This is a genomic window from Rhodococcus sp. NPDC060176, from assembly GCF_042728675.1.
GTDB lineage: Bacteria > Actinomycetota > Actinomycetes > Mycobacteriales > Mycobacteriaceae > Rhodococcus_F.
Map to the genome: position 1 here is coordinate 42,646 of NZ_JBHWYS010000012.1, position 12,362 is coordinate 55,007.

Consider the following 12,362-nt stretch of genomic DNA (forward strand, 5'->3'; position numbering starts at 1 on the left):
CGCTATCAGAGAATCAATGCGTGTGAATACAGCTGGCAGCGTACTCATTCGGTGTTCGGTACGCCAGAGAAGAATGACGATGTCGGTTGTTGTAATCCTCCTTCCACTCCTCGATGACCAACCGGGTCGAGGAGGCTACGGAATTCGTTCATGTTCAAGCACTCGTCGCGGACTCGATTGTTGAAGGATTCGATGTACCCATTCTTCCACGGCTGACCAGGGGGAACATATCCGATTCCAGTCGGTCTTCACAGAACGTCCGCAACGCCTCGGAGATGAACTCGGGCCCGTTGTCGCACCGCAAACACCCGCGGCGGGCCACCCCAGAGTGCGAACGCCTTCTCCAAAGCTGCGACGAGATTCTCTGCCGGGATGGATCTCTCGGCCATGTTGAGCTCCGAGTGACGAGTATATTCGTCGACCATCGACGCGATCTTGAACTTCCTCCCGTCCGTCGTCGAATCGAACTGGATGTCGATCGCCCACACCAACTCGGAGCGTCCGCCTCGGTGGTCGAAGCGCAGGCACGTTCGCGGATCTTCACCCGCAACCCTTCCTCGCGCCAGAGGCGCTGAACCGTCTTCTCGTTGATCACCCAGCCCGCGCCACGAACGTCCGCTCACGCCCGACGAAATCCTTGCGGGCATTCGCTTTGGCCCAGTCCCGCAGCCACTTCCGCAGATCAGCGGACGGATCGTCCGGGGTGTTTCCCGCAAGCGCTTTCCGCTGAGTCGATCGCGGTTGCCCGACGACCTTGCAGGTGAAACGCTGTGAGAGCCCCATCGTTTCCTGGAGCATGACGACAGCGTTTCGTTTGGCGGTCGGTCTCAGATTGTCCCTTCGCAATCTCCTTGAGTGCCGCCTTTTCGAGTTTGGCTTCGGCGAGGAGCTTCTTGAGAAGGCGTTTCGTTCTTGAGTTCCTTGAACTCTTTGGCGTCGTCGGCTTTCATACTGCCGTACTGCTTTCGCCCTTCGTAGACCGTCGGCACCGATACATCGAGTTGTCGGGCGATTTCCTCGACGGCGGCGCCTGCGGCGGCGAGTTCATCGCCTTGGCGCAGATTTCGGATGTTCGGACGTGAGCCGTTTACGTCCAGCCATGAGTTGCAGCCTTTCATTCCCTTGATCAGGGCGGAAGGATTCTCATAACTTGCGGGTCACTTAACGGGGGTCATGCCAAGTGGCCTTGTCTACGGACGGACTGCCATCGCAAATGGCATACCTGACGAGAGCGTTGAAAACACCGACCATCGGACGGATCTGGGAAGAAATCGCCGATCACGCCCGAGACAAGAACTGGTCACACGAGGAATACCTCGCCACGGTGCTACAACACCAACCTCGCCGATCGTGAATCGAGCACCACCATGCGGATCCGCACCTCGCGCTTCCCAACAGTGAAATCGCTCGAAGACTTCAACCTCGACCACCTACCAAGTCTGGGACGTGATGTGTTGGCAATTTGGCGACTAGAATGTTCGTCCCCAAGGAAGAAAACATCATCCTGCTCAGCCCAGAGTATCGACAAAACACATCTCGCGATCGGACTCGGAGTCAAAGCCGCCTACGCCGGGTATTCCGTCTTGTTCGACACTGCATCGCACTGGATCACTCGGTTGAGCACCCGCGCGTCATACCGGGCAACTCGACACCGAACTCAAAGAGAACCGCCGCTACAAACTGATAATCATTCGACGAAGTCGGATACATCCCATTCGACAAGGACGCGACCAACCTGTTCTTTTAGCTGATGGCCACCCGATACGAGCAAGGCTCGGTCATGGTCACTTCCAACCTCCTCTTCGGTCGTTGGGCGAAACCCTTCCGACGACGTCGTCGCCGCAGCGATGATCGACCGACTCGTCCACCACGCTGAAGTGCTCACCCTCACCTCACCCGCGACACGTACCGCGCCCGATCTCGTAGAGAACTGCTCACCAAGAACCGATCCAGCAGGGACCGCAAGAGGGGCAACTTTGCGGGACTCATAAAGGACCAGAATTCAGAGACCCCTGACATGCAAGAAATTGGCTAGATGGCAGACCGCGCGATGAGACGCGATGGGAAAGGTCTTGGCATCGATCTGACCCGATGTCACCCGGCCACGACCCTCGCCAATCCCGCCGTATCCGGTCACTATCAATCTGATCCGCAAATCTGAACCGCCCCATTGCCCTTGCCTGACCGCCAGAACATTGCCTTGGACCCCGCCTGGGCAACGATTTTTGTTCAGCACTCTCTCAAGGTGCGCACCTACGTTCCGCACTGTGGCGTACACACCCTTCTAATAATTGGATGCTTTGCAACACAACTTGATTCGGATTGGTGAACTGCCATCCAGGGGTATGACCTACACGTACAGATGAGCTCCCGTTGACCTGAGCACCCTCATCCAGGGGGCGGAGTTTTCGCCCTGAGAGACGCTTTCATCATCGCACTTGCAAAGCCGCTGAGCATATCTGCCAGGTAGCCCATCTGAAATCGTTTTTGCTCTCGTTGATTTCATCAGTCGCACTCAAATGAAAGGAGGTCTTTAATGGTGGCGAGCATGCCGCCGCGCATACCGATGCGCGTGCGACTTGCGGTGCCGTTACTCCGAGGCACCCTATTACCGGGTGTCTTCAGCTCTCGACCGAGTTTCAGTCGAGAGGGCAAGAGCTACATACTCTCGCGTGACCACCGTCATCCGCCTGCATTCGGGTGGATATCTGACGTACCCGCACTCGCGGGTCGGCATGGACGAGAGGAGTACAAGTGATGTCTCGAGAATCCGAGCATCCGGAACCTGTGGTACTTCTGGCTGATGTGGAAAAGACGTTCGCCAACGGAACCACGGCACTGAACGGTGTCGATCTCCGAATCAGCCAAGGAGAATTTGTCTCTCTGCTCGGTGCATCCGGGTCAGGAAAGTCCACGATACTTCGACTGATCGCCGCTCTCGACGATGCCAGCGCCGGCGAGGTCCACGTTTTCGGTACCACGCCGGAGCAAGCACGGCGGAGCGGAAGATTGTCCTATGTGTTCCAGGACGCGACCCTGCTCCCGTGGGCTTCAGTGCGCAAGAACGTCGGCCTGCCTTTAAGTTTGGCCGGCCGCACTCGTAGCGAGATCAACGCGGTGGTAGATCACGCACTGGAACTGGTCGGTTTGGCTGATCGCGATCGTGATCTGCCAAGGCATCTCTCCGGTGGCATGCGGATGCGCGTGTCTATCGCCCGTGCACTCACTCTCGACCCGAGTTTGCTGTTGCTGGACGAACCGTTCGGCGCGCTCGACGAGATCACCCGGCAGGATCTACAGGCGGAAATCAAGTCGATCTGGCAGCAGACCCCCGGTCTGACTGTCGTATTCGTCACGCACAACGTGTTCGAGGCAGCGTTTCTGTCCACTCGCGTCGTAGCCCTCAGCTCACGCCCCGGCCGGGTGGTTGCAGAGTTCGAGAATCCGGCCGGATCCTCGAACCTCGGACAGATTCGTGGCAGCGCCGAATACACGGAAGCAGTGTCACGGATCTCGGCGGCACTCGAACGCAGTACCGGAAAGAATGCCACGTGAGTACCGGGTTGGACAAAGGCTCGGCCCCTGCGACGGCGCCCACCCGGCAGCCAGCAATGCTGAGGCGGGCGCACGGCAATCGTTGGGCTCCGATAATTTTCCCGATCCTTCTCGCCGTACTGGTAATCACCGTCTGGCAGGTTGTGTGCACGGCGCGCGACATCCCCGAGTTTCTCTTTCCGGCGCCCTCTACTGTTCTCGGTGCCGCCAGAGAACACGCCGGGCTGATCACTTCCGCCTTCGTCGTGACCGGCACCGAAGCCGCAATCGCATTCGGTGCCAGTGCCACCGTCGGAATTGTCGGAGCGTTCATACTGTCGAGTAATCGTGTGATCGAACTGAGTGCCTACCCGTATGCGATTCTGTTGCAAACCATTCCGAGTATCGCAACCGCGCCGCTGATCATCATCTGGTTCGGCGTCAACCAGACCTCGGTGGTCATCATCGCCACGATCATGGCGTTCATCCCGGTGCTTTCCAACACGCTGATCGGGCTACGTTCCGCCGATCGCCGGATGGTCGAACTATTCACACTGTTCAACGCATCGAAGCGACAAACCTTACTGAGGCTGTGTATCCCGGCATCGCTTCCGTACATTGTCAGTGGCTTACGGGTGTCGAGCACGATGTCAGTCATCGGCGCCATAGTCGCGGAGTACATTTCAGGGATTGGCAGCGGCAGAGCCGGACTTGGGTTCCTGATCACCAAGTCCGCGAGTCGCTTCGAAACGCCGCTGCTCTTCGCTGCCGGCCTCGCCTGCGCCGCACTGGGAATCATCTTCTTCCAACTCGTGCAGCTCACCGGTCGACTGCTGCTTTCGTCGTGGCACGAATCTGAAATGTCGACGATCTCCTGACCTGCGGGCCGCCTTCTCCACCCCATCCACTTGTCCTAATCACGAAAGAATCTGCATCATGAAGCGTTCCTGCTTGCTGCCACCACTCGTCTTGGCCATTGCACTCGTGCTGTCCGCCTGCTCGTCGAGTGAGACGTCCTCCGCCACCGATTCGAACAAGGTCACCATCGCGTTAGATTGGCTGGCGCAGCCGACCAACGCTGGGGCATACGTCGCCCTCGAAAATGGCTACTACTCGGACGTTGGCCTCGACGTCGCTGTTCAACCTGGCGGCACCGAAGCATCGAGTGTGAAGATCGTCGCAGGCGGAGGTGCTCAGTTCGGTCTCGAATACGGCGGTCCGCTCCTCGCCGCGCGCGAGAAAGGTATCGATGTGGTCGCATTGGCCCCCACGTTGCAGAAGAGTCCTGCGGTGTACGTCTACCACGCCGATCAGAACATCAATTCCCTCGCAGATCTGAACGGGCGCACCGTCTACACCCAGCCGTCCTCGGGAGATTGGGAACTGACGGTGGAGGAGTTCGGTCTCGACAAAGCCGACGCGGTGCAGTTCCAGGGCAGCTACGCACCGTTTGCCACCGACCCCACCGCGGTCGCTCAGGGATACGCCACATCCACTCCCGCAGTTCTCGCCGCGCAAGGCATCGAGGTGAAAACCATCCCGAGGATCTCCGAAAACGACTACGGAAGCGTTCTCTTCACCACACGGAAGCTGATCGACGACAACCCGGAACTGGTCCGCAAATTCGTCGCCGGCACCGCCAAGGGCTGGGATTTCATCCGCGACAATCCACGTAAGGCCGCCGAGATACTAGCCTCGTACATCGAGGACAGCTCGGTCGATGCCATCCTCGCCGAATTCGACGCACAGGTGCCGTTCATCTGGAGTGGAGACGCCGACGCCCACCAATTCGGTTGGCAGACGCAGACTCGGTGGGATTCCATCTACGATCTTCAGGTCCGTCAAGGCACGGTCACGGACCTGAAGGTCCTCGACGGGGCTTGGACCACCGATTACCTGCCGGCGTCATGAGCAAGCGCATCCGACTCAACGCCGTGACCGTCAACGGCCCCACCGTATCCCCAGGACTGTGGGCGCACCCCGACGATCATGCTCACGAATTCACCAGTCTCGACTACTGGATCCGGCTGGCACGAACACTCGAACGCGGCCTATTCGACGCAGTGTTCTTCGCCGACATGCTCGGCCTGTACGACGTGTATCAGGGAAGCGCGGACCCAGCCCTCGCCGGAGCGATCCAGGTTCCGATCCACGACCCCACCTACTTAGTTCCGGCGATGGCCGAGGTGACCGAGCATCTCGGGTTCGCGGTGACGGTCTCGACGAGCTACGAGAATCCGTACACCGTCGCCCGTACCCTCTCCACCCTCGACGTCCTCACCGAGGGGCGGATAGGGTGGAACATCGTCACGTCGAATCTCGACAGCGCAGCCAAGCTGCACGGGCTCCCTACCCAATTCACTGCCGACGACCGCTACGCTCGCGGCGAGGAGTTCCTCGAGGTCACGTACAAGTTGTGGGAGAACAGCTGGGAAGACGACGCCGTTGTCGTCGACAAGGCGCGGCGGATCTACACCGATCCGGAGCGCGTACACGGCATCGACCATCACGGCGAAAGGTTCTCGGTTCCGGGCGTACACACGGTTGCTCCGACTCCGCAGCGCACCCCGATGTTGTTCCAAGCGGGCAGCTCCGAACGTGGACGCCAGTTTGCTGCCACCCACGCCGAGGCAATCTTCCTGAACACCCCCACCAAGGAAGCGACCAAGTTCATCATCGACGACGTCCGTCGGCGGGCCGAGGAATCGGGACGCGATCCGCAGTCGGTTCTGTTCTTCCCGAAGATCACCCCCATCGTCGCAGACAATACTGCCGACGCACGACGACGGTTCGATGATTTTCTGAAGTATTCCAGCACCGACGGCATCTTCACGTTGCTCGGCGCGTGGACCGGCATCGACTTCGCGGAGGCACGCGAGGGGAAGCTGTTGAGTATCGCCGAGAAGGCCGACTCGCGCGGGCTGGTCGAATCCTTGAAGCGGCACAACCCCGGTATCGATGTCTCAGCCGACCATCTCGCGCAGGTATTCGCGTTCGGCACCAGTGCTCTGACGATTGGCAGTCCCGCCGAGGTCGCCGACGAACTCGAGGAATTCATCGACTCCACTGGCGCCGACGGCTTCAATGTCGCCTCCGTCGTCCAACCTGGCACCATCGACGACTTTATCGATCACGTCATTCCCGAATTGCAGAAGCGAGGCCGTGTGCAGACCGAGTACGCCGAAGGCACGTTGCGGGAGAAGGTCACCGGAAGCGGCCCCCGACTGCCCGAAGACCACCCCGGGTCCACGACAGGGTTCCTGCGATGACCAAACCAATGCTGCTGACATACGTCGAACAGGCCGGTCCTGCCGCCGACAGTGGACTGTGGACTCACCCGGACTTCGAACCTGGTCTTGCCACCAACCCGGCCTACTGGAAGGAGTTGGCACGCACCCTCGATAACGCCGGTTTCACAGCACTGTTCATCGCGGACATGCCCTCTGTCGGTTCGGACGACCCGCACGAGCACGCACATCAGCTACGTCAGGGCTTCGGACCGCGCATCGACCCCGCGTACCTCATACCAGCGATGTCCCGTGCAACGAGCCGATTGGGTTTCGTGGTGACGTCGTCGATCACCTACGACCATCCATATCGACTCGCCCGCAAGTTCGCCACGCTCGACCACCTGACCGATGGCCGTATCGGCTGGAACATGGTCACCACCAACGCCAAACAGGCGGCACTCAACCATGGTCTGTCCGATCTGCTAGCGCACGACGAGCGCTACGATCGCGGCGACGAATTCCTTTCAGCCGCCTACGCATTGTGGAACGACAGCTGGGAAGACGAAGCGATACATCGCGATACTGACACTGGGATCTACATAGATCCGAGCAAAGTACGGTCGATTTCGCATCACGGCCGATATTTCGACCTCGAGGGTATTCCGGTGTTCGCGCCGTCCCCACAGCGAACGCCGGTGCTCTTCCAAGCCGGCTCGAGCGATCGTGGCCGCGAATTCGCAGCCACCCACGCCGAAGTCGTCTACCTCAACGTGACTACCGCGGAAGAAACTTCATATCTGGTCTCCGACATCCGTGCTCGTGCCGAGCGCATCGGACGGGACCCCGCGCTACTTCGCTTCCTCCCGCGAATCATTCCGGTGGTAGCAGGTACTCGCACCGAAGCGGAACGCAAATACAACGATTTCGTCGATCATCACGACGAAGGCAGCGCAGCGTTTGTGCTAAAACAATGGGCCGGCATCGACGTGGACGCACTACCCGAGACCGGAGAGATCAACCTCGACGATTTGACCGTCGAAGGCTTGACCTCGCAACACACTGCCGACTACCTGAGGCGACTGAGTCGCTCCGAGCGTCGCTTCGACAAACGAGATCTTCTGCGTGCTTACGCATTCGGCGGCGAAGGGAATGTTCAAGTCGGAACCGGCGCCGAGATCGCGGATCAGCTCGAGCAATTCCGGGACGAGACGGGCGTCGACGGATTCAATGTTGCGTACATGCTGCGAAGGCACAGTCTCGACGACTTCGTCGAGCACGTGGTACCCGAACTCCGAAACCGCGGTCTAATCGAGGACGCCAAGGCAGGTCCGAAGTCATTGCGCCAGAGCATCACCGGCCACGGACCACAGTTGTCACCGGATCATCCGGGCAGACGCGGCCGATCTCCACGGACTGTCGCCGAGTAGATGAGTAAGCACCTACCGGCCCTCGTAGGCTCCGACTGGCTTGCAACACATCTCGATGACAACAATCTGATAGTGCTCGACGCAACCGTCCTGAGCATTCCGCGCAGCGGCGGCGGAGTCGAGTGGATCAGCGGCAGAGCCTCTTTCAACAACGAACACATCAGCGGAGCGCTCTTCGCGGACGTCTTGGAAGATTTCTCCGCCCCACGGAGCAACCCGGGCGACTTGGTGTTCACGCTCCCCGACGCGGACCGATTCCAAGCGGCCGCGCGCCGACTCGGAATCGGTCCGCAGTCGTCGGTGATCGTCTACGACACCACGACGTTGGCTTTCGCGGCGCGACTCTGGTGGCTTTTTCGCTACTTCGGTCACGATCAGATCGCTGTGCTGGACGGTGGGCTGCAAGCATGGGTTGCAGCCGGTGGCCGCGCGGAGTTCGGTCCCGAAGCTCGAACCGAGACGGGCACATTACACGCCGAAATCCGCAGCGGGTTCTTCATCAGTCGCGACGAAGTACTTGCTGTCGTGGAGGGAACGCGTCCCGGAACTTTGGTGTGTGCCCTACCGCCGGAGGATCCCGACGTCGACCGGAGTTTTCGAGGTAGACCTGGACGCATCCCCGGATCGGTCACGATCCCTGCAGTTGAGCTACGAGACCCTGACACCGGAACCCTGACACTGGGCAGCCACTTCGACGGAATCGACCGGGATCGGGGTCTGGTGATCGTCTACTGCGGCGGCGGGATCGCCGCCAGTCTCGACGCTTTCACACTGACGTTCCTCGGCTTCGAAGATGTACGGGTCTATGACGGATCACTCAACGAATGGGTACTCGACGAGAATGCCCCGCTGACAACTTCCGTCGAACCATAAGCTCAACAAGATACTTGAGTATGGTGCGAGGCGCTGTTTGCGTAGGCCGTGCAGCCGGTGGGCTCGGGAGGTGTGAACGCCCGCCCTTGGCGTCGTATGCAGCATGGGCAACGAGGGCCATCCGGAATCCTCACTCACTCGGTAAGGTCTATCCCGCTGAGAAAGCTGAGGGGAGAAGCGACAGTGGTTGATCGGGTGTGCCTGGATGTCCGCACTTGGAGAAGTAGGTGCGCGGCGGGATCCGTCCGCCAAGCGTGAGGATGTGCTCAGAGTTGCAATGGCAGGTTTAGCGCAATGGGTCGCAGCCCCGACATTGCGGAGATGATGCGGGGGAAGACCGGTCTCTCTGCCACTAGCTGTTTGTCGTGTTTTTCGACCTCGTCCCTGAAACCTGCTGGTTCACCAATGGCCGGTCGTGTGTCGAACCCAGGAACTGGGCACGCCTGCGCCGCATGGTCACACGGCCAGCCGGGATGCATTGCGAGATATACGGTTTCCCCGATGACAAAGAGGCGCAGCAGCGGCTCGAGATGCACGAGATAGCTGTACGACTGGCCCAACAAAGTGCAGAGGCTGGGTCGACTCATCTACCTCTGCACTTCCTACCATCAAGTGATGTCGACGACGGGTGAAACTGAACAGATGTCATCGGACGAAAATTGACCACCGTGAGTGTTGCGGGGTGATCTCAGTGGAGGATTGGGCGGAGATCCGCCGTTTGCATCGGGCCGAGGGCCTGTCCATCAGCGAGATCGCGAGCCGGTTGGGTTGACCCGCAATACCGTGCGCTCGGCATTGGCATCGGATCGTCCTCCGAAATATCAACAAAAACGGCAGCGCACACTCGCCGATACGGCCGAGCCGCAGGTGCGGGCATTGTTGTCGGAGTTCCCTCGGATGCCGGCGACGGTGATCGCCGAGCGGATCGGGTGGCAGCATTCGATCACCACGATCAAGGACCGCATTCGTGAGATACGTCCGGAGTACGTGGGTGTCGATCCGGTGGATCGTTTCGTCTACAATCCTGGCGCGATCGCGCAGTGCGACTTATGGTTTCCCGCGACCGTGGTGCCGGTCGGTGGTGGTCAGAACGGGCGCTGCCGGTGTTGGTGATGACGTCGGGGTACTCGCGGTTCATCTCGGCGGTGATGCTCCCGTCCAGACAAGGTGGTGACATCTTGTCTGGAATGCGGGAACTGATCTCAGGGTTGGGTAAGGTCCCGAAAACGCTGGTGTGGGAACGAGAATCAGCAATCGGAGGCACCGGAAAGGCCACCACACCTGCTGCTGCGTTCGCTGGGACGCTAGCGACCCGGATCCAGTTGGCTCCACTGCGGGGCCCGGAGTACAAGGGCATGGTCGAACGCGCCAACGGCTACAAGGCTACGTGAAAACTTCGTTTCTGCCCGGCGGGCGGTTCACCTCACCGACTGCTTTCAACACCCAACTCCATGACTGGCTCCACGAGCGAATACCCGCACAGTGAGGGCGATCGGTGGCCGACCGGTCGATGTGCTCGCAACCGACGTTGCGGCGATGATCGAACTGCCACCGGTTATTCCGGCGGTAGGACTCACTCACCGGATCCGGTTAGCGCGGGATTACTACGTGCGTGTCGACGGCGCCGACTACTCGATCGACCCGCGAATAGTCGGCCGATTCGTCGATGTGAGCGCCCGCCCGACCCGTGTGATGGCACGATGCGACGACCAGATCGTGGCTCGCCACGACCGTTCATGGGCGAAACACGTGGTCGTCACCGATCCCGATCACGTGAGTGTTGCTGCCCAACTACGCCACGGATCAGCGGACGAACGGCGCCGCCGCACAGCAGTCGCCACACACCGACACATCAACGGGCATCCCGTCTCGTTGCGAGCATTACCGGACTACGACGCTTTGTTCGGCGTCGATTTCGAATCCACCCCGACAACAGTGAGGACCACATCATGACAACTGCAACCAAGAAGAAAGCCGCCGAGGCAGCCGTATCGGCATCACCAGCGGACGGAGTGCCATCCCAGATCGACTATTTGACACGAGTATTGAAGACCCCGACGATCGGGCGAGTGCGGGAAGAGCTCGCCGAGCACGCCCGCGACGAGAACTGGTCACACGAGGAATACCTCGCAGCAGTATTGGGCCGCCAACTCGCCGATCGTGAGCCGGCTGGCACGATCATGCGGATCCGCACGGCGCAATTTTCAGCAGTGAAACACTCAAGGACTTCAATCTCGACCACCTACCAAACCTACGACGTGATGTGTTGGCTCACTTGGCGACTGGAATGTTCGTTCCCAAATCGGAAAACGTCATCCTGCTCGGGCCCCCGGGCATCGGCAAGACGCACATCGCGATCGGACTCGGAGCCAAAGCTGCCTACGCCGGATATTCCGTTCTGTTCGACACCACATCGAACTGGATCACGCGGTTGAGCACTGCACATCATGCCGGGCAGCTCGAAACCGAGCTCAAGAAGATCTGTCGTTACAAGTTGATCATCATCAACGAGGTTGGGTACATCCCGTTCGATCAGGACGCAGCCAATTTGTTCTTCCAGCTGATCGCCTCCCGATACGAGCAAGGCTCGGTCATGGTCACCTCCAATCTCCCTTTCGGGCGATGGGGCGAAACATTTTCCGATGACGTCGTTGCCGCAGCGATGATCGATCGACTCGTGCATCATGCCGAAGTGCTCACCCTCAGCGGGGACTCTTACCGCACCCGGTCTCGCCGAGAGCACCTGACCAAGAACCGATCCAGCAGTGACCAATCAAAGCCGGATGGTGAATATTCGTCCGACGATCACCGATCACTTTTCATTCGACGTTGACACCGCCCTGTGACTCACAGTGTTGCTCCACTGACCGTGGAGGGGAGGCCACGCCTGCTCAAGGCATTCGTCGAAGTCGGCGACACCTCCCAGGATGCATTCGTCGAAGTCGGCGACACCTCCCAGGATCTGATCCCGGTGGGCATCGAATCGGATCAGGGCCTGTGGGTCATCGCTGTGCGGCAGTGGCCGGTGATCTAACTGATCAGTCCGCTCACTACCTCGCGGTATCGTTCGTGGCATTAGACCTCCGGATAGAGGTGCGATTCCGCCGACGCGATCATGCTCGCGAACGTCCGACGTACCGATACCGGCGCGCATCGCCCGCTGTTGACCGAAACCGACGCCGCGCTGGCCAGTCGGTTCTCGCCCGCGCCCAGCAGGACGCCAACCATGACTCATCAGCGCCTCAACCGACAAGCCGCCAAGCGCTTGCGTCCGCGGTGCAGTCACCGGCGGTCAAGT

The 12,362-nt window shown here is 59.9% G+C and carries 9 protein-coding genes and 3 pseudogenes; 10 read left to right on the plus strand and 2 right to left on the minus strand.

Annotation, left to right across the window (positions count from 1 at the left end):
• Nucleotides 1-13 precede the first annotated feature (13 nt).
• Nucleotides 14-1,118: pseudogene (locus ACFWEM_RS31505) on the minus strand (IS3 family transposase).
• A 249-nt stretch (nt 1,119-1,367) separates the two neighbouring features.
• Between ACFWEM_RS31505 and ACFWEM_RS31510 the strand changes: the two are divergent.
• The 10 genes and pseudogenes from ACFWEM_RS31510 (at nt 1,368) to ACFWEM_RS31555 (ending at nt 12,098) form a co-directional block, all read left to right on the plus strand.
• Complete coding sequence (locus ACFWEM_RS31510; protein ID WP_378539607.1) at nt 1,368-1,751, plus strand: ATP-binding protein; 384 nt, start codon at nt 1,368-1,370, stop codon at nt 1,749-1,751.
• Between the two features lie 1,006 nt (nt 1,752-2,757).
• Nucleotides 2,758-3,555, plus strand: coding sequence for an ABC transporter ATP-binding protein (locus ACFWEM_RS31515; protein ID WP_378539608.1), 798 nt, complete (start codon nt 2,758-2,760; stop codon nt 3,553-3,555).
• The gene (locus ACFWEM_RS31520) at nt 3,552-4,412 is read left to right on the plus strand and encodes an ABC transporter permease (protein WP_378539609.1); all 861 of its coding nucleotides are present in this window, start codon (nt 3,552-3,554) and stop codon (nt 4,410-4,412) included. Before ACFWEM_RS31515 ends, ACFWEM_RS31520 begins: the two co-directional genes overlap by 4 nt.
• Before the next feature lie 58 nt (nt 4,413-4,470).
• Nucleotides 4,471-5,445: an ABC transporter substrate-binding protein gene (locus ACFWEM_RS31525; RefSeq protein WP_378539610.1), complete on the plus strand. Its 975-nt coding sequence runs from the start codon at nt 4,471-4,473 to the stop codon at nt 5,443-5,445.
• Nucleotides 5,442-6,803 (plus strand): LLM class flavin-dependent oxidoreductase, encoded by a 1,362-nt coding sequence (locus tag ACFWEM_RS31530; RefSeq protein WP_378539611.1) that lies wholly within the window; start codon nt 5,442-5,444, stop codon nt 6,801-6,803. The genes ACFWEM_RS31525 and ACFWEM_RS31530 overlap by 4 nt, the downstream gene beginning before the upstream one ends.
• The gene (locus ACFWEM_RS31535; protein WP_378539612.1) at nt 6,800-8,191 is read left to right on the plus strand and encodes an NtaA/DmoA family FMN-dependent monooxygenase; all 1,392 of its coding nucleotides are present in this window, start codon (nt 6,800-6,802) and stop codon (nt 8,189-8,191) included. Before ACFWEM_RS31530 ends, ACFWEM_RS31535 begins: the two co-directional genes overlap by 4 nt.
• Nucleotides 8,192-9,064 carry a sulfurtransferase gene (locus ACFWEM_RS31540; RefSeq protein ID WP_378539613.1) on the plus strand — a complete coding sequence of 291 codons (873 nt, stop codon included), beginning with the start codon at nt 8,192-8,194 and terminating at the stop codon, nt 9,062-9,064.
• Nucleotides 9,065-9,746: 682 nt separating this feature from the next.
• Nucleotides 9,747-11,017: pseudogene (gene istA, locus ACFWEM_RS31545) on the plus strand (IS21 family transposase).
• A pseudogene (gene istB, locus ACFWEM_RS31550) lies at nt 11,014-11,897 on the plus strand (IS21-like element helper ATPase IstB). The pseudogenes istA and istB overlap by 4 nt, the downstream one beginning before the upstream one ends.
• A gap of 9 nt (nt 11,898-11,906) precedes the next feature.
• A complete protein-coding gene (locus ACFWEM_RS31555) occupies nt 11,907-12,098 on the plus strand; it encodes a hypothetical protein (RefSeq protein WP_378539614.1) in 192 nt (63 codons plus the stop codon).
• Between the two features lie 41 nt (nt 12,099-12,139).
• Here ACFWEM_RS31555 and ACFWEM_RS31560 read toward each other — a convergent pair whose 3' ends face one another.
• A complete protein-coding gene (locus ACFWEM_RS31560; RefSeq protein ID WP_378539615.1) occupies nt 12,140-12,292 on the minus strand; it encodes a hypothetical protein in 153 nt (50 codons plus the stop codon).
• Nucleotides 12,293-12,362: the final 70 nt, after the last annotated feature.

Bases quoted from the DNA above. Each gene is read 5' to 3' on its own strand.
- ACFWEM_RS31530 (WP_378539611.1), top strand. From the start codon at position 5,442: ATGAGCAAGCGCATCCGACTCAACGCCGTGACCGTCAACGGCCCCACC.
- ACFWEM_RS31560 (WP_378539615.1), bottom strand. From the start codon at position 12,292: ATGGTTGGCGTCCTGCTGGGCGCGGGCGAGAACCGACTGGCCAGCGCG.
- ACFWEM_RS31540 (WP_378539613.1), top strand. From the start codon at position 8,192: ATGAGTAAGCACCTACCGGCCCTCGTAGGCTCCGACTGGCTTGCAACA.
- ACFWEM_RS31535 (WP_378539612.1), top strand. From the start codon at position 6,800: ATGACCAAACCAATGCTGCTGACATACGTCGAACAGGCCGGTCCTGCC.
- ACFWEM_RS31510 (WP_378539607.1), top strand. From the start codon at position 1,368: ATGCGGATCCGCACCTCGCGCTTCCCAACAGTGAAATCGCTCGAAGAC.
- ACFWEM_RS31515 (WP_378539608.1), top strand. From the start codon at position 2,758: ATGTCTCGAGAATCCGAGCATCCGGAACCTGTGGTACTTCTGGCTGAT.
- ACFWEM_RS31525 (WP_378539610.1), top strand. From the start codon at position 4,471: ATGAAGCGTTCCTGCTTGCTGCCACCACTCGTCTTGGCCATTGCACTC.